Origin of the sequence: Nocardia sp. NBC_00508, from assembly GCF_036346875.1 — a bacterium.
Lineage (GTDB): Bacteria > Actinomycetota > Actinomycetes > Mycobacteriales > Mycobacteriaceae > Nocardia.
This window is the reverse complement of record NZ_CP107852.1, coordinates 7,569,680-7,588,772: the sequence shown is the minus strand read 5'-3', so window position 1 is coordinate 7,588,772 and position 19,093 is coordinate 7,569,680. Positions and strand designations below refer to the sequence as shown.

The following is a 19,093-nucleotide window of genomic DNA, read 5'->3' as shown; positions in this document are numbered from 1 at the left end:
TCCCGTGCCGGGGCGTCGAACGAATATCGGTGCGCCAACGGGGCAAACGGTTCGCTAACCGAATATCGGTCATATCATGTAGCTATGCCCGAAACTGTGGTGGAAGGGCGGACGGAACCACTGGCCGGCGGAGCCCGGCAGTCGGTACTGGTGGTCGGCGCCTGCTCGATGATCGTGGGTGTGGCACTAGCGGTGTGGCCGCACAAGTCGCTGCCGACAGCGGAATTGCTGTCCGGCGGCTACCTTCTGCTCAACGGCGTGCTCCAGCTGATCCTCGCGGTCGGCGCCCGGTTCGCCACCGCCCTGCGAGTGCTGGTGCTGGTCAGCGGCGTCATGTCGGCCCTGTTGGCGATGCTGTGCTTCGCGGGCGGCAATTCGGCACTGCTGCTGTCGTTCTGGATCGGGCTCGCCTGGACGATTCGCGGAATCTGTCATGCCACCGTGGCGGTGTGGGTCGATGACCTGCCCGGGCGTGCACGGCAAGAGGTGTTCGGCTTGATCACGCTGACGCTCGGCGTGATTGTCGGTGCGCTGCCGTTCGATTCGCTGGACGCGCTCGGCTGGGCGGTCGGATTGTGCCTGATGGCGATCGGCGCGCTGGAGGTCCTCAGCGGCACGGCCACCCGGTCCGGCGTGGTCGTGCTACCCGGGATGGCGCCGACCGCACCCGTGGACAGGTGAGCGCGGTGGCGACCGGCGCTCCCTCCGGGTTGACTGGGCACCATGGCATCCCAGCATCCGAAGTTCCGATCGCCCGCCGAACTGATCGTGGTCACCCACACCGCCGATGCCGCGATCACGCCGAGCGCCCTCGGTGAGAGCCGCAGCGTGCAGTCACACCTGGGCATGCGGCTTCCGGAGGGTGGGGAACTGCTGCGGATCTTCGGGCCTGCCAATCGATTGCAGAGCCGGCTCACCGGCACCACGCTCGAAGAAACCGGGTCGGAATACTTGAACTACTTCTACGCCCGCGGCGTCGACGGCGAACTCAACGAACTCGCTGCGCAGCTGCGCGACGACGACACCGTGGCGGCAGCGTATGTGAAACCGCCCGCCGAACCGCCGATCGCGCCGGAAGGCGTCGTCGCGGTCACCGCTCGTTCCGCTGCCGACGCACCGCCGGTCACCCCGGATTTCGCAGCGCGCCAGGGGTATCTGGACGCCGCGCCGGAGGGGATCGACGCGCACTGGGCGTGGACGGTTCCCGGAGGGCGCGGCGCGGGTGTCCGGGTGGTAGATGTCGAGGGATCCTGGCGGTTCACCCATGAGGATTTGCAGGTCAACCAGGGCGGGGTGATCGGAGGCACACCATCACCGGATCGGGGCTGGCGTGACCACGGTACCGCTGTCGCGGGCGTGATCAGTGGTGACGTGAACCCCTACGGCATCATCGGCATCGTGCCGGAGGCCCATATCCGGGCGGTATCGATCTTCGGGTCCGGATCGGCGGCCGCGATCCGTTCGGCCGCGGACGCGTTGCATCCCGGCGATGTGATGCTGCTCGAAGTGCACCGTCCCGGCCCGCGATTCGACTACACGGGCCGGGCCGACCAGCGCGGCTACATTCCGATCGAATGGTGGCCCGACGACTCGGCGGCGATCCGGTACGCGATCGGCAAAGGTGTGACCGTGGTGGAGGCCGCAGGCAACGGCGGCGAGGATCTGGATAGCGCGCTGTATGACACCCGCCCCCAGGAGTTTCCGACCACGTGGCGCAACCCTTTTCGCGGCGGCACGGCCGACTCCGGGGCGATCATCGTCGGCGCGGGTGCGCCACCATCGGGATTCCGCGGCCGCGATCACGGCCCGGCCCGCTCCCGGCTGGCGTTCTCCAACTACGGCGAGCGCGTCGACGCCCAGGGCTGGGGGCTGGAGGTCACCACCACCGGCTACGGCGACTTGCAGGGCGGCGCCGACGAGGACCTCTGGTACACCGACGTATTCAGCGGAACCTCGAGCGCGTCGCCGATCGTGGTCGGCGCGGTAGCGAGCTATCAGGGCATGAGCGGTGCCGGCGCCGGACGCAAGACGCCCGCGGAGGTGCGGACCCGGCTACGCGAAACCGGCTCGCCGCAGACCGACGCTCCGGGGCGTCCCGCGACTCAGCGCATCGGCAACCTGCCGGACCTGCGGTCGCTGCTCGGGCCGGGGTAGGGCGGATCGCTGGTGCGGGACGCCGGCTTTGCCAACTGTGGCCGAGAAGCGCGGCTTACCGAGGTGCCGAGTGCGGCCGACCGCTCCGAGTTCGCGGCGGCGCCGATGTCCCGCTGTGCTCGATCGTCGTGGCGGCGGCACGGTAAGCACCACTTGGCCGATTGCCGACAATGGAATCATCCATCACTATTATTACGTCAACCGAAAGCAATTGGAATGCTCTCTGCGGCGGGTGACGAACGCCTGCGCGCCGGTCTTCAGGCGGCGAATCGCTCGTGGAAGACGATGCGTTCGGTGGCGCGGCGTCCCGGATACGGCGGTGTGGCATCGCTGTATCCGACTGTCACCAGAACGGCGATGGCCAGTGCGGGTTGGTCGTCGATACCGATCGCCTTCTTGACCAGGTCGGGATCCCATCCGTTCATCGGCGCCGAGGCCAACCCGAGTGCGGTGGCGGCCAGCATTGTGTAAGTGGCCGCGATCATGGCGTTCTTGACGGCGTTTTCCCGCAGCAGATCACGTCGGCGCAGGTCGTGGAACTCCGCGCGGCTGTCGAAAAGGGCGGTGAACTCGGCGTTCCAAGCACCGTTGCGGCGTGCCTGTTCGGCGATGTCGGTGTTGGGGGCTTCCCATGCCGTGCTGTCGGCGACGAAAACTAGCGTGACCGGCGCTTCGAGCGGCTGCGGCTGACCGTAGGCGGCGGCGGACAATTCCCGGCGGCGGGATTCGCTGGTCACGACGACGATCGAGCGGTCCTGCATGTTCCACGCGCTGGGTGCCTGCACGGTGAGATCCAGCAGTTCGTCGAGGACTTGGGCCGGGACCGGATCGGGACGGTAGTGGCGGACGGTGCGGCGGCCGCGGATGGCCTCGGAAACCGAAAGGGCTTGCTTCTCCATGTTTCACACTATCGGTTAGTTACGCACCAATAGGAAGACAGCACCTTATTGTGCGCTACACTCCAAAAGGTGCGTACATACGTCGAATCGTCGGGCCTGCCCGCTGACGTCTATTCCGCGAAATGCCCCACCCGGCAGATGCTCGACCACATCGCAGGCAAGTGGACCGTGCTCATCGTGGACGCCCTGGCCGAGGGCACCATGCGGTACACGGACCTGCACCACCGCATCGAGGGCATATCGCAGAAAATGCTGACTCAGACGTTGCGTCGGTTGGAGGCCGACGGTTTCGTGGTCCGCACCGTGCACCCCACCGTGCCGCCGCGGGTCGAGTACACGCTCACCGATCTCGGCCACAGCCTGCGAGTCCCCATCGCGGCGCTGCGAGAGTGGATCGAAACCAATGTCAACCGCATCGGGTCGGCACGCCGCGGCGCAGGCGTTCGGCACGCGGAGGATTCGGCGTGATTCGCTCCGGGAACCCGCGCGCTGGACCGCACGCGGCGAAGTTTGGCAATCGGCTGTCACCGAGGGGCTCGGTGCGCCACACGACATCGCAGGCGCGGTCGAGACCGAGCCCGGAGCGCGACCGAGCCGACCGGTGCGATGGTCAGCGCACGCGAGCAGCCAGCAGCAGATCGAGCAGAAGCTCGCCGAATTCGGCGGGTGCGTCGGTGAATCCGCTGTGTCCGCCGGGGAACTCGGTCAAAGGGATGTGCAGTTGCGCCGCCAGTGTCTCGGCCGGGCGGTAGGGGAGTTTGCCCCTGCCCTCGCGGCCCGCGCCGAGGACCAAGCGGTCGGCGAGGGGTGCCAAGGCCGCAACATTCGGCTGGTGGGATGTGACGACGCGTAATTCGTGCGCCATCATGCGAGGCGCGTTCGCGTGTATGCGTTCGATCATTGCGGCCGCGCGCGGCGGTAGTTCGGCGGGATCGGGCATGGGACGCATTCCGCCGCCGATGCCGTCGAGGAAGCGCGCGCCTGCGGCGGCAAGACCCTCGGTGCGGAATAGTTCGTATACCTCGTCGACGAACGCCTTGTGTTCGGCCGCGTCGGGCAGCACCGCGAAACACGGCGGCTCGTGCGCGACCACGAGCCGCAGGTGCGCCGGGTGCCGGGCGAGCAGGTCCAGCGCGACAACCGCGCCGCCGCTGCCGCCGAACACGTAGGCGGCTTCGCCTGCGGGCGAGAGGTGTTCGAGCAGCCGGTGGGCGTCGTCGCACTGCACCTCGACCGCGATGTCGACGGTGGCGTCGGCGTCCAGCACACTGCGCGAGTAGCCGCGGGGATCGAAGGTGACCACCGTGAAGTGCTCGGCCAGGGGCTCGACGACGGGGTCGAAGACGGCCGCGTCGCCGCCGCTGCCGCACAGCAGCAGAAGCACCGGCCCGGTGCCGCGCACTTCGTAATACAGAGTCGCCCCGGGGACTTTCAGGGTGGCGGATCGCATGCCTTACTTCTCCTTCTGACTGGACGGCCACTGCTCGAGTGCGACGTGCAGGGCGTCGATGATGCGTTCCCAAGAGTCCGCGGTGGAGCGCGCATGCCCGAAGCCGCCTGTCGACTCCAGAACGCTGTATCCGTGAAAGGTGCTGCGTAGCAAACGAACCGCATCGGTGAGATCCGGTTCGGTCAAGCTGTAGCCGCGCAGCATGCCGTAGGTCAGCTCGACGGCACGCAGGGCGCCGGTCGCGGTCTGCGCCACGTCGGGGTTCATCGGCAGCTGGGTGGCCGCGTAGCGACCGGGGTAGCGCAGCGCGTAGTCGCGCCAGGCGCGGGCGTAGGCGGCGAGCGCGTCGCGTCCGGCGCGTCCGGCGATGGCGGCGGCGATCAGGTCGGTCTTCTCGATAGCCGCCATGACGGCCACCCGGGTTCGCAGGTCCTGAAGGTTCTTGACGTGGGAGTACAGGCTCGCGTCCTGGACGCCGCACTTCCGGGCCACCGCCGACATCGTGAGGTTGTCCAGGCCGATCTCGTCGGTGAGATCGGCCGCGGCCCGCGTGATCCGTTCCGCGGTCAGCCCCGCTCGCGCCATCATCCGCCGCCCTCCCTGAAAACTAGGATAGTTAGGATATAACCTAATGTGCCTAGGTTTGGCAAGGACGACAGCGGCCGGGCGATGAATTCCGTTCGTGTGCACCGTCCCCATACGTGGACAGGAACGACACCCACGAGGAGAACTCATGACCCAGACTCCGTCCGCCGTCACCGCGCGCACTCTGGACGTCCCCGGCGCTCACCTCTACTACGAATTACGCGGTGCCGGACCGCTGGTCGTGCTGGTCGGCGCGCCGATGGACGCCGCCGCGTTCGCGCCCTCGGCAGACCTGCTCGCCGCCGATCACACGGTGCTCACCACCGACCCGCGCGGACACCAGAACAGCACGCTGGACGACCCCGCCCAGGACTCCACCCCGGAACTGCGCGCCGACGACCTTGCCCGGTTGATCACCCACGTGGACGCCGGACCCGCGGTGGTCTTCGGCTCGAGCGGCGGGGCGGTGACGGCGCTGGCACTGGCGCAGGCTCGCCCCGACCTTGTCACGACAGTGATCGCGCACGAGCCGCCGATCAGCGCGCTGGTCGCCGACCGCGACACCCACCGTGCCGCGACCGAAGACCTGATCGCGACCTACGCCGATGGCGATGTGCTCGGCGCGTGGCGAAAGTTCTTCGCTGCCGCGAACATTCCGATGCCGGAGCCGATGCTCGAGCAGATGTTCGGGCCCGAGCGCGACCCGCGGCAGGTGGCGAGCGAACGCTACTGGTTCGCCCACGAGATCCGCGGCACCACCACCTGGGAGCCCGACATCGTCGCCCTGCTCGACACGCGCGCCCGGCTCGTTGTCGGTATCGGCGCCGACTCCGCCGGGGAATTCTGCGATCGCACCTCACGCGCGCTCGCCGCGGCCCTCGACTTGGTGCCCACCCTGTTCCCCGGCGGCCACATCGGGTTCGTCGACGATCCCGCCGCGTTCGTCGTCCGGATGCGGGAAATCCTGAGCACACTGTGATTCGGCGGGTCTGCCCGCCGCGCGAAGTTGGTGGACGACCCGGCTCTCCGGTATCGCACGGCCTGCGTCACGGCCCGCCGGGGGTTGCCCGCACGTGGCGGGCGCGGCCGAGGGCCGCTGCGGCGCGAAACGTCTGAGCGGAAAACCGAAACACCGCGGCGGGCATGCTGTTTCGGTTCATAGGGTGAATCGGCGTCCCTTCGCGGCCCACTCGCCGCGGCCCCGTGGCGTGATCGCCCAGCGGCCGCGGTTGTGGGCATCCATGATCAAGCCGCGCGACTGCAGGCGCAACAACGCACGGCGCACCGACCATGCGGTCAGTCGCGCCTGTTGAGCCAGCTGCTCGACGGTGAGTAGGCCGCCCGGCGCCAGCACACCCAGCACCGCGAAGTCGGCGGCAGTCCTGGGTCGTCTCATCATGTGGGAGCCCTTTCCTTCGGGGAAAAGGCAACTCGGGATCGAACTCGCCGCGGTGGGTTCCCGAGGTGCCGCATCGACGGTAAGAGCGCACCGGTGCCGCCGCCATGATTTTGCGTGACTTTGCGAAGTGCGTTGACCTGCATACCGTCCGGTGGGGACGATTGCACGACACCGCCCATCGGCTCCCGCAAAGGATCAGCTATGAACCTGCGACTTCTCGGATCCGGATCCGATCATGGAGCTTGCCCCGCCGTATACGCGACCGACACGGGTGTGCTCGTGGTGCAGGGCGACGCCACCGACCGCACCGGCACGGTCCTCGTGCCACACCAGTTGCTGGACTGGCTGGAGCCGGGTATGCGGCTACCGGTGGAGGCGACCGGAACCTGTGGTTCGGTGCTGGTGGCCGGTGAACCGGTCACCGATCCCGCGCTGCTCGCGCAATTGACCCTCGCATGCCACGAAACTGCCGTGGTGGTGCGCTGATGCTGCACGTCGCCGGCGACCGCTGTTTCGAGCCGCTGTTCCGGGCGGCTCGATTCCGCGCCTTCCACCTGGAGGTCAGGGACTTCTACGTGCTGGAGGACGAGCAGGAAGCGTTGCGCCGCTTCGATGCCGGAATGGCGTACGAGCGAGAGGAACAGCCCGAGTCTTGGAGAGCCTGGGACGCTCTGATGGTCGAGTCGGCCGGTCGCGGAGTCACACTCGAGCGCCTCCGCGTCGTGACGGTCCCGCACTCCGACTACACCCGGTGGCTGTTGTCCGCGACCGACGACAACATCGCCACCGGCGAGACCGTGCGCTGGCTGCCGCGGCATCTGGCCGACCCCGCGGACGTGCCGCACGACGACTACTGGTTGTTCGACGCGAACACGGTCGCGTTCAACACCTTCGCCGCGGACGGGACGTTCACCGGTCTGTCGATCACCAGCGACCCGGTCCTGGTCGGCCGCTGCCTGCAGGTGCGGGAACGTCTGTGGCCCAAGGGTATTGATCATCAACGATATTACGAGAGCGAGCGCGTGGGCGAGTGAACGGTGTGTCGGACGCACGCGCGGCGCTGGGTGCGCGCCTGCGCGAACTGCGTCGTGCCGCCCACCTGACCGGCCTGGAACTGGCGGCCAGATGCGGCTGGCATTCGAGCAAGGTCTCCCGGATCGAGGGCGGCAAACAGACGCCGTCGGAAGCCGACCTCGCCGCCTGGTGCGAGGCGTGCGGTAACACCGCCGTGCTGGACGATCTGGTTGCCAACGCGCGCAATTTGCAGTCGATGTATCTGGAATGGCAACGCACCGTCGCCTCCGGCCATGCGCGAAGACAAAGACAGTCGATCGATCTGGAGGCACAGACCGCCCAGATCCGCTGGTATGCCCCCGACACGTTGCCCGGACTGCTGCAAACCGAGGGCTACGCCCGCGCAATCCTCACCGCGTGTATCGCGGTCACCGGCGGACGCGACGACCTCGAAGACGCGGTGGCCGCGCGGATGGCCCGCAAACAGGTGCTCCACCGGGCGAAGCACCGGTTCCACTTCCTGATCAACGAGGCCGCGCTCTGGCGGATGGTCGGCGACGCGGCCACCATGGCCGAGCAGCTGGCCTACCTGCTCGCGGTGATGTCCAATCCGAGGGTCCGGCTGGGGATCATCCCGGTCTGCGCCGACTATCGCGCGCCGGCGACGAACTTCGTCATCTACGACCGTTCGCAGGTGCTGACCGAGACGGTCTCGGCCGAGCTGACCATCACTCGCCCCTCCGAGATCGCCTTGCACGAGAAGACCTTCGCGATCCTCGCCGACCAGGCCGAGTACGGCGACCGCGCCCGTGTGCTGATCGCCAGCGCGCTGGAGCGGCGGCGCGGCGCATAGCGCGTCGATCCGGCGCGGGCAATGCCGCCGCGGTCGGGGCGGCGGCATCACCCGAGGCCGGTCAGCGGACGAATGTGGCCGCCTGGTCGGCCAGTTCGAGCAGCGGCTGCGGGAAGACACCGAGCACGAATGTGACAGCCGCGGTGATCGCCACGATGGTGGTGGTCAGCGGCGGGGTGACGAGCACAGGGGCGTCGGTGGGCGGGTCGGTGAAGAACATCAGCACTATCACGCGCAGGTAGAAGAACGCCGCGATGGCACTGCAGATCACGCCGACGATCACCAGTGCTGCCGCGCCGCCCGACGCCGCGGCCTCGAAGACGGCGAACTTGCTGACGAAGCCGCTGGTGAGCGGCAGGCCTGCGAACGAAAGCAGAAACAGCGCGAAAACCGTCGCCAGCCAAGGGGAGCGGCGGCCGAGACCAGCCCACCGGGGCAGGCCGGTGGCCTCCTCGCCTGCCGGTTCGCGGACCAGGCTGACCACGGCGAACGCACCGAGGGTACCGATGCCGTAGGCCGCAAGGTAGAACAGCACCGCGGCGACGCCGCGGTCGTTGGCCGCCACCGGCGCGGTGAGCAGGAAACCGGCATGGGCCACCGAAGAATACGCGAGCATGCGCTTCACGTCGGTTTGTGTGATCGCCATGACCGCGCCGACCGCCATGGTGGCGATCGCGACGGCAGCGAGGATCGGGCGCCAGTCGTCGCGCAGTCCGGGCACCGCGACCTGCAGCACGCGCACCAATGCGCCGACGGCAGCGATTTTGGTGGCTGCCGCCATGAAACCGGTGATCGCGGTGGGGGCGCCTTGGTACACGTCCGGCACCCACGACTGGAACGGCACCGCGCCGATTTTGAACAACAGCCCGACCGCCAGCATCGCGATCCCGAGCAGTGCCAGCGTCGTATCCTCCGGATGCTGGGCGATGGCGTCCGCGATGCCGCCGAGCCGCACCGTGCCCGCCTGCCCGTACAGCAGCGCGACCCCGTAGAGGAAGAACGCCGAGGAGAACGCGCCGAGCAGGAAGTACTTCAGCGCCGCCTCCTGGGAGAGCAGCCGGTTGCGTCGCGCCAGCCCGCACAGCAGATACAGCGGCAGCGACAGCACCTCGAGCGCGACGAACATGGTGAGCAGATCGTTGGATGCCGGGAACAGCAGCAGGCCACCGACGGCCAGCAACGTCAGCGGGAACACCTCGGTGGTCGCGACACCCGCGCGCACCGCGGCGATTTCGGCCGCGCTGCCGGGTACCGCCGAAGCCTGTGGTGTGAACGCGTCCACACCGCGGCCGAGGGTCGCGGCGGCCAGACTCCAGGTGCCAGGGCCCGAGCGCGCCTGCTCGCGAGGCTCGGCTCCGCGCTCGGCGATGAACAAGACGCCGAGAATCGACACCACCAGGATCGTTCCTTGCAGGAACAGCGTGACACCATCGATCGCCACGGCTCCGGCGACGGCGGTGGACTCGGTGCCCGCCAGTGCCACCACGGCGACCAGTGCCGCGGCCAACCCGGCCAGGCTCAGCACCAGATGCGTCGCATAACGGAAGCGGCGGGCGACGAAGGCCTCGACGAGCACACCGAGCACGGCGACGCCGAACACGATGAGCATGGGGGACAGGGCGCCGTATTCGATGCTCGGCGCGGGGACGCTCGCGGCGAGGATCGTGGCGTAGTCGACGTCGTTCACTCAGGCCGTCCTGTGTTTGTTCGGCAGCGTGCGCACGGTCGGCTCATTTGTGGGCACCTCCAGGATGTTGAACCGATCCCGCCTCGGGCAGCGTGGGTGTGGACGGCGCGGGGTCGCTGCGGCCGATGGTGGTGAGGGTTTGGCTCACGGCGGGATTGATGAAGTCGGTCAGGACTTTCGGGTAGACGCCGAGGAACAGCAGCGCGAGGATCAGCGGGACCACCACGGTGATTTCGCGGGGCGCCAGATCGTAGATCCGCTCGTTGCCTTCCTTCACCGGACCGGTCATCATCCGCTGGTAGACCCACAGCACATACAGCGCGGCCAGCACCAGCGCGCTGGCGGCGACCACGGCCGCGAACTGATAGCGGGTGAAGGTGCCGACCAGCACTAGGAATTCACTGACGAACGGGGCGAGCCCGGGCAGCGACAAGGTCGCCAGACCGGCGATGAGGAAGGTGCCCGCCAGCACGGGGGCGACCTTCTGCACGCCGCCGAATTCCGCGATGACGCGAGTGCCCCGCCGCGATACCAAGAACCCGGCCACCAGGAACAGCGCGGCGGTGGAGATGCCGTGGTTGACCATGTACAGCGTCGCGCCGGTCTGGCCCTGGCTGGTCATGGCGAAGACGCCGAGGATGATGAAGCCGAAATGGGAGATCGACGTGTAGGCGATCAGGCGCATCAGGTCGGTCTGCCCGATGGCCAGCAGGGCTCCGTAGACGATGCCGACGACCGCGAGCGTGATCACCAGCGGCGCATAGGTGTCCGAGGCGCCCGGGAACAATGGCAGGCAGTAGCGCAGCATGCCGAAGGTGCCCACCTTGTCCACCACGGCCATCATCAGCACCGCACTGGACGGTGTCGCCGCGACGGCGGCGTCCGGCAGCCAGGTGTGCAGCGGCCACAGCGGCGCCTTGACCGCGAACGCGAACATGAACCCGAGGAACAAGGCGTTGAGCACCGCGGGCCCGGCGCCGAGCTGACCTGCGTTGGCCGCCGCGACCACGGTGCGGAAATCGAACGTCCCCGACGATCCCTCGCCCAGCCCCTCGCGGGCGGTGAGCACGTACAACCCGATGACCGCGGCCAGCATGATCAGTCCGCCGAACAGGTTGTACAGCAGGAACTTCACCGCCGCACGTGAGCGCTGCTGGCGCAGCCGCACGTCCCCGGTGCGTGGCCCGAATCCGCCGATGAGGAAGTACATCGGGATGAGCATCGCCTCGAAGAACACGTAGAACAGCAGGATGTCCAGTGCGACGAAGGAGATCAGCACCATCGCCTCGACGAGCAGGGTGAGTGCGACGTACGTGTGCGCCACCCGCTTACCGCTGCCCACTTCGCGGTCGTCGTGCCAGCCCGCCAGGATCAGCAGCGGAACCAGGGCCGTGGTCAGCAGCACCAGCGCCAGCGCGATGCCGTCCAAGCCGAGGGTGTATCCGGCGCCGAACGCCGGAATCCACTGGTGGGATTCGACGAACTGGTATTGCGCTCCGCCGGGGTCGAAGCGCACGGCGAGCACGATGCCGATGGCCAGCACGAGCACCGAGAGGCTCAGGGCCACAACGCGTGCCAGGACGCGTTGGGTGGCGGGCAGCATGAGCACGATCGCCGCACCGACGACCGGAGCCAGCCACAGCGTCGTCAACCAGGGAAATTCGCTCACCACAACCTCACCGCCAGCAGGGCGGCGGCCACCAGGGCCGCGCCGGTGAACATGGACAGGGCATACGAGCGCACGAACCCGGACTGCACGCGCCGGGCCCGCGCGGACAACCCGCCGATCAGCGCCGCGGTTCCGTTCACGATGCCATCGATGCCGCGGTTGTCGAGGAAGACCAGCGCCCTGGTCAGATGCTGTCCGGGACGCATGAACGCCGCTTCGTTGACCGCGTCGCCGTAGAGATCCTTGCGTGCCGCGACGGTCAGCGCGGACACGGCTCCGGGTGCGGTCTCGGGGATGTCACGCTGCGCGTACTGGGAGTAGGCGACCGCGACGCCGACGGCGACCACACCGAGCGCGAGCACCGTAACCAATGCCGCGGGAACGGTTTCGGTGCCGTGGTGAGCGCCGACCACCGGTTCGAGCCAGTTCTGCAGCGAGGAGCCGAAGACGAACACCGCGCCCGCCCCGGCCGAGCCGAGCGCGAGCAGGATCATCGGACCGGTCATCACCGCGGGCGCCTCGTGCGGATGGGTGTCCGGTTTCCAGCGGCGCTCGCCGAAGAACGTCATCAGCATGACCCGCGTCATGTAGAACGCGGTCAGGCCCGCGCCGAGCAGCGCAACCAGACCCAGCGTGATGCCACCGAAACCGCCTTGGTTGAACGCCGCCTCGATGATCCGGTCCTTCGAGAAGAACCCGGCGAACGGTGGGACCCCGATGATGGCGAGGTAGCCGAGGCCGAAGGTGACGTAAGTGATCGGCAGCAAGGTGCGCAATCCGCCATAGCGGCGCATGTCGGTTTCGTCGTTCATCGCGTGCATCACCGAACCGGCGCCGAGGAACAGTCCGGCCTTGAAGAATCCGTGCGTGAGCAGATGCATGATGGCGACGGCGTAGCCGGCCGGGCCGAGACCGGCGGCCAGCACCATGTAGCCGATCTGGCTCATGGTGGAGGCGGCCAGCGCCTTCTTGATGTCGTCCTTGGCGCAGCCGACGATCGCGCCGAACAGCAGCGTGACCGCGCCGACCAGCACCACCCCCAGCCGGGCGTTCGGTGCGAGGTCGAAGATCGGGTTGGACCGCGCGATCAGGTAGACGCCCGCGGTCACCATGGTGGCGGCGTGGATGAGCGCCGACACCGGGGTAGGGCCTTCCATCGCGTCGCCGAGCCAGGATTGCAGCGGTACCTGCGCTGACTTGCCGCACGCGGCGAGCAGCAGCAACAAGCCGATCGCGGTGAGCGTGCCCTCGCCGGCGTGGGGCGCGGCGCCGAACACGGCGTCGAAGTCGATCGAGCCGAACGTCGCGAACATCACCATCATGGCGATCGCCAAGCCCATGTCGCCGACCCGGTTGACCACGAACGCTTTCTTGGCAGCCGTTGCCGCCGAGGGCTTGTGGTACCAGAACCCGATCAGCAGGTAGGAAGCCAGGCCCACGCCCTCCCAGCCGAGGTAGAGCACGAGGTAGTTGTTCGCCAGCACCAGCAGCAGCATGGCCGCGAGGAACAGGTTGAGGTAGGCGAAGAACCGCCGCCGCCCCGGGTCGTGGCTCATGTAGCCGATCGAGTAGATGTGGATCAGCGAGCCGACGCCGGTGATCAGCAGCGCGAAACACATCGACAGCTGGTCCAATTGGAGCGCGAAGTCGACTTGCAGCCCGGCTACCGGGACCCAGCTGAACAGATCCTGGTGGATGGGCCGTTCGGCGGCGTCGCGCCCGAGCATGTCGGTGAACGCGATCGCCGCGACCACGAACGAGGCCAGCGCCATCGCGGCGCCGAGCAGGTGCCCCCACTTGTCGCCGTAGCGGCCGGTCAGCAGGAGGACGATCGCACCCGCCAGGGGGAGGGCGGGCAGCAGCCAGAGCGTTGCGGTGTCCACGTCAGAACTTCAGCAGGTTGGCGTCGTCGACGGAGGTCGAGCGGCGGGCGCGGAAGATGGTCATGATGATGGCCAAGCCGACGACCACCTCGGCCGCGGCGACCACCATCGTGAAGAACGCGAACACCTGCCCGTCCAGGTTGTCGTGCATCCTTGCGAAGGTGACGAACGCGAGGTTCACCGCGTTGAGCATCAGCTCGATGCACATGAACACCACGATGGCGTTGCGCCGCAGCAGCACGCCGGCTGCGCCGATCGTGAACAGCAGGGCGGACAGGAACAGGTAGTTCTCGGGATTCACCGGTTGCCTTCCTCGTCGCTGGGGTTGTCGGTCGCGTCCGATGCGGGGGCGGTGCCGACCGAGATGACGGCCGCTTCGGTGAGCGCCCTGGTGCGGCGGTGCCGCAGGATGGTGCTGACCGACAGTTCCTCGAACGAGCCGTCGGGCAGTCGCGCGGGGATGTCCACCGCGTTGTGCCTGGCGTACACGCCGGGGGTGGGCAGCGGCGTCGCCCGGTGTCCGGCCTCGCGGAATCGGCGGCGCGAGAGTTCGCGCTGGTCGGCGCGTGGCCCGAACTGCTCGCGGTGGGCCAGCACCATGGCGCCGATGGTGGCGGCGATCAGCAGAGCGCCGGTGAGTTCGAAGGCCCACACGTAGCGCAGGAAGATCAGCTCGGCCAGCTCGGCGATCACGTCGCGGCCCACGAAACCGGAAGTGGGAAAGCTGATTCCGGACTCACGCACGCCGCGGGCGATGCCGCCGCTGAGCAGCAGGCCGAAGCCGAGGCCGACGCCGGCGGCGGCGAGGCGCTGGCCGCGAATGGTTTCCTTCAGCGATTCGGCGGAGTCGACGCCGACGAGCATCAGCACGAACAGGAACAGCATCATGACCGCGCCGGTGTAGACCACGATCTGCACGACGCCGAGGAACAGCGCGTCCTGGGCGATGTAGAACGCGGCCAGGGCGATCATCGTCGCGGCCAGGCAGATCGCGGAATGCACGGCCTTGGGGGCGAAGACCATGCCGAGCGCGCCGAGCGCCGCCAGCGGGGCGAGGATCCAGAACTGGACGGCCTCACCGGTGGAGGTGTTGGCCAGCGGCTCGGCTGCCAGGATCAAATCGGTCACCGTGCTGCTCCTTCCGCGCCCGCGGCGGCCGGCTGCCTGGGCGGGTCGGCCTGCTCGCCGCCCGTGGTGGCGGCGCCGGTGTCGTGCGGGCTGCCGGGCACCTTGCCGAGGTAGTAGTCGGCCTCGTCGGTACCGGGGTGCATCGCGTGCGGCGGCGCGGTCATGCCGGGCTGCAGCGGGGCGAGCAGTCGGTCCTTCTCGTAGATGAGGTCGGCCCGGTTGTCGTCGGCCATCTCGTAGTCGTTGGTCATGGTGAGCGCGCGGGTGGGGCACGCCTCGATGCACAACCCGCAGCCGATGCAGCGCAGGTAGTTGATCTGGTAGACGCTGCCGTAGCGTTCACCGGGTGAGTAGCGTTCGGTCTCGGTGTTGTCCGCGCCTTCGACGTAGATCGCGTCGGCCGGGCAGGCCCAGGCGCACAGCTCGCAGCCGATGCACTTCTCCAGGCCGTCGGGATGCCGGTTGAGCTGGTGCCTGCCGTGATAGCGCGGCGCGGTCGGCGTCTTGTGCTCGGGGTAGAACTCGGTGTTCGGCTTCTTGAACATGGTCGCGGCGGTGACCGCGAATCCGGACAGTGGTTCGAACAGACCGGCCTTGGCGCGGGTGGCGTCGCGGGCGTGGGCGTCGGCGGGCAGCGGCGGCACCGGGAAGCCGAGGAAGACACTGGAATCGGCGGCGGGTTCCTCGACCGGTGGCGGGGAGGCCTTCGCCCGGCCCGCCTGCAGGAACCGCAGCACCAGCAACCCGGTGACCACCAGTCCGCCGATCACCAGGATCGGTGTCTGCACCCGGTAGCCCTCGGCCTGCAACACCCGGGCGGTGGCCACCACCATGACCCAGCCCAAGGAGGCCGGGATGAGCAGTTTCCACCCGAGACTCATGAACTGGTCGTAGCGCAGTCGCGGCAGCGTGCCGCGCAGCCAGATGAACACGAACAGGAACGTCCAGACCTTGGCGGTGAACCACAGCACCGGCCACCAGCCGGAGTTCGCGCCGTCCCACATGTTCAGCGGCCACGGCGCGCGCCAGCCGCCCAGGAACAGTGTGGTCGCCAACGCGGAAACCGTTGCCATGTTCACGTATTCGGCCAGCATGAACATGGCGAACTTGAGCGAGGAGTACTCGGTGTGGAAACCGCCGACGAGCTCGCCCTCGGCCTCCGGCAGGTCGAACGGCGCCCGGTTGGTCTCACCGACCATCGAGACGCAGTAGATCAGGAACGACGGCAGCAGCAGGAAGACATACCAGGTTCCTTCCTGCGCGGACACGATTCCCGAGGTGGCCATGGTGCCGCCGAGCAGGAACACGGCGGCGAAGCACAGCGCCATCGCGATCTCGTAGGAGATGACTTGAGCGGTCGATCGCAAGCCGCCCAGCAACGGGTACGTGGAGCCCGATGACCACCCGGCCAGCACGATGCCGTAGACGCCGACGGAGGTGATCGCCAGGATGTACAGCACCGCCACCGGCAGGTCGGTCAGCTGCAGTGCGGTGGTGACGCCGAAGACCGACACCTCCGGCCCGAAGGGGATGACCGCGAACGCCATGAAGGCGGGCACCACCGAGATGATCGGCGCCAGAATGTAGATCGGCTTGTCCACGATCGCCGGGACGATGTCCTCTTTGAGGGCCATCTTCACGCCGTCGGCGATGCTTTGCAGCGAGCCGAACGGGCCGGTGCGGTTGGGGCCGATGCGCATCTGCATGCGCGCCACGATCTTTCGTTCCGCCAGCACCGCGACCAGCGGAATCAGCATCAGGTAGACGAAGACGGCGAGCGCCTTCGCGATCACGAGCCACAGCGGGTCGTGTCCGAAGCCGACGGGCGCGTAGGGCGCCGCGATGAACAGAGCCGGGTCACTCATGACGGTGTTCCTTCATCCTCTCGTCGGCGCGCCGCAGCTGGACGATGGCGCCGGGCTGGACGGCGAGTTGCTCGGCGACGGAGCAGCCGGGCGAGCGTTGCGGCAGCCAGACCACACGATCGGGCAGATCGCTGATCATCAGCGGCAGCGTGACGGCGCCGTGGCCGGTGGCGACGGTGACCGGATCGTGCTCGGCGACACCGATCTCTGCGGCGGTGGCCGCCGAGAGCCGCACCACCGGGGGCCGGGCGACACCCGCCAGGTTCGGTTCGCCGTCCTGCATGCGCCCCTCGTCCAGCAGCATTCGCCAGCTGGCCAGGATCGCGGTGCCCGGTTGTGGTTGGGTCAGCGGGCGCGGCCGGTGCGTGGGCGCGGCGACCGGTGCGCCGTCCCAGGCGCCGAGTTCGGCGAGTTCGGCGCGGGCGGACTCGGTGTCGGGCAAACCGAGACGCACCGACATCTCCTCGGCGACGGCGTGCAGTACCCGCTGATCGGACAGCGGTGCGGTCTGGCGGCGCACCATGTCGTCGCCGAGCGCGGCGGCGAACGGACGTGGCCTGCCCTCCCAGGTGCGGAAAGTGCCGGACTTCTCCATCGCCGAGGCGACCGGGAAGACCACGTCGGCGCGCTCGGTGATCGCACTGTGCCGCAGTTCCAGGCTGACCACGAACCGGGCCGCGTCGATGGCGGCCAGCGCGGTGGCCGGGTCGGGCAGGTCGGCCACGTCGACACCGCCGATCACCAGCGCGCCGAGGCCGGATGCGGCAGCCAGGATGGCCGTGGTGTCGCGGCCGGCGCCGACCGGCAGCTCCGCCGCGTTCCAGACCGCCCGAACCTGTTGGCGGGCACGTGGATCCGCGACCGGGCGCCCGCCAGGAAGCAGGCAGGGAAGCGCGCCCGCCTCGACCGCGCCGCGTTCACCTGCCCGGCGCGGAACCCAGGCCAGGGCGGCTCCGGTCTCGTCGGCGAGCCGGACGACCGCCGACAGCGCGCCCGCGACGCCGCTCATCCGCTCGCCGACCATGATCACGGCACCGGGTTCGCGCAGCATCCGCGCCAGGTCGGCCAGCTGCGCGGGATCCGCGCCGGGCGTGGTGATCTCACCGGTGCGGATCGCGTCGAGCAGATGCGGTTCGCCGCCCGGCACGGCGCGCATCAGGCGGCCGGACATGCGGTCGAGTCCGCGCGAGGCGTATGGCGCCAGCGAGTAGACCGGCAGTCCGCGTTTGCGGGCGGCTTTGCGCAGGCGCAGGTAGACGATCGGCGACTCCTCCTCCGGTTCGAACCCGACCAGCAGGACGACCGGTGCGGCTTCCATGCTGTCGTAGGTCACCGTGGTGGGCTGACCCGCGACGCGGGCGGCGAGGAAATCGGCCTCCTCGGCGGAGTGCGCACGGGAGCGGAAATCGATGTCGTTGGTACCGAGGGCGATTCGCGCGAACTTGGCGTACGCGTAGGCGTCCTCCTCGGTGACCCGGCCACCGACGAGCACGCCCGCGTTGCCGAAGGACGCTGCGAGACCGGCCGCCGCGGCGGCCAGCGCCTCCGACCACGACGCGGGGGCGAGGTCGCCGTCCCAGCCGCGCACCAGCGGGGTGGTGATCCGGTCGGGTTCGGTGGCGTAAGCGAAGGCCCAGCGCCCCTTGTCGCAGTTCCATTCCTCGTTGACCTGCGGGTCGTCACCGGCCAGCCGGCGTAGTACCTTGCCGCGCCGGTGGTCGGTGCGCTGCGCGCAGCCGGAGGCGCAGTGCTCGCACACATTCGGGCTGGACACCAGGTCGAACGGGCGCGCGCGGAACCGGTAAGCGGTGCCGGTGAGCGCGCCGACCGGGCAGATCTGCACCGTGTTGCCGGAGAAGTAGGAATCCAGTGGCTCGGCCTGCGCGGTGCCGACTTGTTGCAGCGCACCGCGATCCATCAGCTCGATGAACGGGTCTCCGGCGATCTGCTGGGAGAAGCGCGTGCAGCGGGCGCAGAGCACGCAGCGTTCCCGGTCCAGCAGCACGGCCGTGGACAGCGGAATCGGTTTGGGGTAAGTGCGTTTGTGTCCGTCGAACCGGGATTCGGCGCGGCCGGTGGACATCGCCTGGTTCTGCAGCGGGCACTCGCCACCCTTGTCGCACACCGGGCAGTCGAGCGGATGGTTGATCAGCAGCAGCTCCATCACGCCCTCCTGCGCCTTGTCGGCGACCGGGGAGGTGAGCTGGGTGCGGACGACCATGCCGTCGGTGACGGCCATAGTGCAGGAGGCGACAGGTTTGCGCTGGCCCTCCACCTCGACCAGGCACTGGCGGCAGGCGCCGACCGGGTCGAGCAGCGGATGGTCGCAGAAGCGGGGGACCTGGATGCCGATCAGTTCGGCGGCCCGGATCAGCAGGGTGCCGGGCGGCACGCTGACGGTGGTGTCGTCGATGGTCACGGTCACCAGGTCGGCCGGAGCAGGCCCGCTGGTGCTGCCACTCGCGATGGCGGGCCCACCCGTCGCCCGGCTGCCACCCCGCATCGAA

At 68.6% G+C, this 19,093-nt stretch carries 18 protein-coding genes; 7 read left to right on the top strand and 11 right to left on the bottom strand.

The features are described 5' to 3' along the window. Nucleotides 1–84 precede the first annotated feature (84 nt). Together OHA40_RS34145 and OHA40_RS34140 are read left to right on the top strand one after the other, a co-directional pair. The gene (locus tag OHA40_RS34145; RefSeq protein ID WP_330230923.1) at nt 85–681 is read left to right on the top strand and encodes an HdeD family acid-resistance protein; all 597 of its coding nucleotides are present in this window, start codon (nt 85–87) and stop codon (nt 679–681) included. Between the two features lie 42 nt (nt 682–723). Then, nucleotides 724–2,154 (top strand): S8 family serine peptidase, encoded by a 1,431-nt coding sequence (locus tag OHA40_RS34140; RefSeq protein ID WP_330230922.1) that lies wholly within the window; start codon nt 724–726, stop codon nt 2,152–2,154. A gap of 257 nt (nt 2,155–2,411) precedes the next feature. On the opposite strand, the gene OHA40_RS34135 is transcribed toward OHA40_RS34140, so the two are convergent. Beyond that, a complete protein-coding gene (locus tag OHA40_RS34135) occupies nt 2,412–3,053 on the bottom strand; it encodes a nitroreductase family protein (RefSeq protein ID WP_330230921.1) in 642 nt (213 codons plus the stop codon). Nucleotides 3,054–3,122: 69 nt separating this feature from the next. On the opposite strand from OHA40_RS34135, the gene OHA40_RS34130 reads away from it, so the two are divergent. Further along, complete coding sequence (locus OHA40_RS34130; protein WP_330230920.1) at nt 3,123–3,521, top strand: winged helix-turn-helix transcriptional regulator; 399 nt, start codon at nt 3,123–3,125, stop codon at nt 3,519–3,521. Nucleotides 3,522–3,663: 142 nt separating this feature from the next. Here the strand turns inward: OHA40_RS34130 and OHA40_RS34125 are convergent, their stop codons facing one another. Next, on the bottom strand, nt 3,664–4,503 hold the full coding sequence (locus OHA40_RS34125) for an alpha/beta fold hydrolase (RefSeq protein WP_330230919.1): 840 nt from the start codon (nt 4,501–4,503) through the stop codon (nt 3,664–3,666). Between the two features lie 3 nt (nt 4,504–4,506). Then, nucleotides 4,507–5,091, bottom strand: coding sequence for a TetR/AcrR family transcriptional regulator (locus OHA40_RS34120; RefSeq protein ID WP_330230918.1), 585 nt, complete (start codon nt 5,089–5,091; stop codon nt 4,507–4,509). Between the two features lie 145 nt (nt 5,092–5,236). Between OHA40_RS34120 and OHA40_RS34115 the strand changes: the two genes are divergently transcribed. Further along, nucleotides 5,237–6,067 (top strand): alpha/beta fold hydrolase, encoded by an 831-nt coding sequence (locus OHA40_RS34115; protein ID WP_330230917.1) that lies wholly within the window; start codon nt 5,237–5,239, stop codon nt 6,065–6,067. Between the two features lie 177 nt (nt 6,068–6,244). Here the strand turns inward: OHA40_RS34115 and OHA40_RS34110 are convergent, their stop codons facing one another. Next, on the bottom strand, nt 6,245–6,487 hold the full coding sequence (locus OHA40_RS34110) for a MarR family transcriptional regulator (RefSeq protein ID WP_330230916.1): 243 nt from the start codon (nt 6,485–6,487) through the stop codon (nt 6,245–6,247). A gap of 201 nt (nt 6,488–6,688) precedes the next feature. Here OHA40_RS34110 and OHA40_RS34105 point away from each other — a divergent pair, with 201 nt between their 5' ends. The 3 genes from OHA40_RS34105 to OHA40_RS34095 are packed head-to-tail and all read left to right on the top strand — an operon-like array spanning nt 6,689 to nt 8,354. Continuing rightward, on the top strand, nt 6,689–6,973 hold the full coding sequence (locus OHA40_RS34105; protein ID WP_330230915.1) for a hypothetical protein: 285 nt from the start codon (nt 6,689–6,691) through the stop codon (nt 6,971–6,973). Continuing rightward, on the top strand, nt 6,973–7,521 hold the full coding sequence (locus tag OHA40_RS34100) for a DUF6879 family protein (RefSeq protein WP_330230914.1): 549 nt from the start codon (nt 6,973–6,975) through the stop codon (nt 7,519–7,521). Before OHA40_RS34105 ends, OHA40_RS34100 begins: the two co-directional genes overlap by 1 nt. 5 nt (nt 7,522–7,526) lie before the next feature. After that, nucleotides 7,527–8,354, top strand: a complete 828-nt coding sequence (locus OHA40_RS34095; protein ID WP_330230913.1) for a helix-turn-helix domain-containing protein — start codon at nt 7,527–7,529, stop codon at nt 8,352–8,354. A 61-nt stretch (nt 8,355–8,415) separates the two neighbouring features. On the opposite strand, the gene nuoN is transcribed toward OHA40_RS34095, so the two are convergent. Genes nuoN through OHA40_RS34055 form a run of 7 tightly spaced genes read right to left on the bottom strand, consistent with a single transcriptional unit; the run spans nt 8,416 to nt 19,089 of the window. Continuing rightward, on the bottom strand, nt 8,416–10,041 hold the full coding sequence (gene nuoN / locus OHA40_RS34090) for an NADH-quinone oxidoreductase subunit NuoN (protein ID WP_330230912.1): 1,626 nt from the start codon (nt 10,039–10,041) through the stop codon (nt 8,416–8,418). Between the two features lie 43 nt (nt 10,042–10,084). Next, nucleotides 10,085–11,710 carry an NADH-quinone oxidoreductase subunit M gene (locus OHA40_RS34085; protein WP_330230911.1) on the bottom strand — a complete coding sequence of 542 codons (1,626 nt, stop codon included), beginning with the start codon at nt 11,708–11,710 and terminating at the stop codon, nt 10,085–10,087. Next, entirely contained in the window at nt 11,707–13,593 is a 1,887-nt protein-coding gene (gene nuoL / locus OHA40_RS34080; RefSeq protein ID WP_330230910.1) for an NADH-quinone oxidoreductase subunit L, read from the bottom strand. The genes OHA40_RS34085 and nuoL overlap by 4 nt, the downstream gene beginning before the upstream one ends. 1 nt (nt 13,594) lies before the next feature. Beyond that, complete coding sequence (gene nuoK, locus OHA40_RS34075) at nt 13,595–13,894, bottom strand: NADH-quinone oxidoreductase subunit NuoK (RefSeq protein ID WP_040778694.1); 300 nt, start codon at nt 13,892–13,894, stop codon at nt 13,595–13,597. Beyond that, the gene (locus tag OHA40_RS34070; RefSeq protein ID WP_330230909.1) at nt 13,891–14,721 is read right to left on the bottom strand and encodes an NADH-quinone oxidoreductase subunit J; all 831 of its coding nucleotides are present in this window, start codon (nt 14,719–14,721) and stop codon (nt 13,891–13,893) included. The genes nuoK and OHA40_RS34070 overlap by 4 nt, the downstream gene beginning before the upstream one ends. Continuing rightward, nucleotides 14,718–16,586 (bottom strand): NADH-quinone oxidoreductase subunit NuoH, encoded by a 1,869-nt coding sequence (nuoH, locus tag OHA40_RS34060; RefSeq protein ID WP_442943874.1) that lies wholly within the window; start codon nt 16,584–16,586, stop codon nt 14,718–14,720. Before nuoH ends, OHA40_RS34070 begins: the two co-directional genes overlap by 4 nt. Then, nucleotides 16,579–19,089 (bottom strand): NADH-quinone oxidoreductase subunit G, encoded by a 2,511-nt coding sequence (locus tag OHA40_RS34055; RefSeq protein WP_330230908.1) that lies wholly within the window; start codon nt 19,087–19,089, stop codon nt 16,579–16,581. The genes nuoH and OHA40_RS34055 overlap by 8 nt, the downstream gene beginning before the upstream one ends. Between the last annotated feature and the right edge of the window lie 4 nt (nt 19,090–19,093).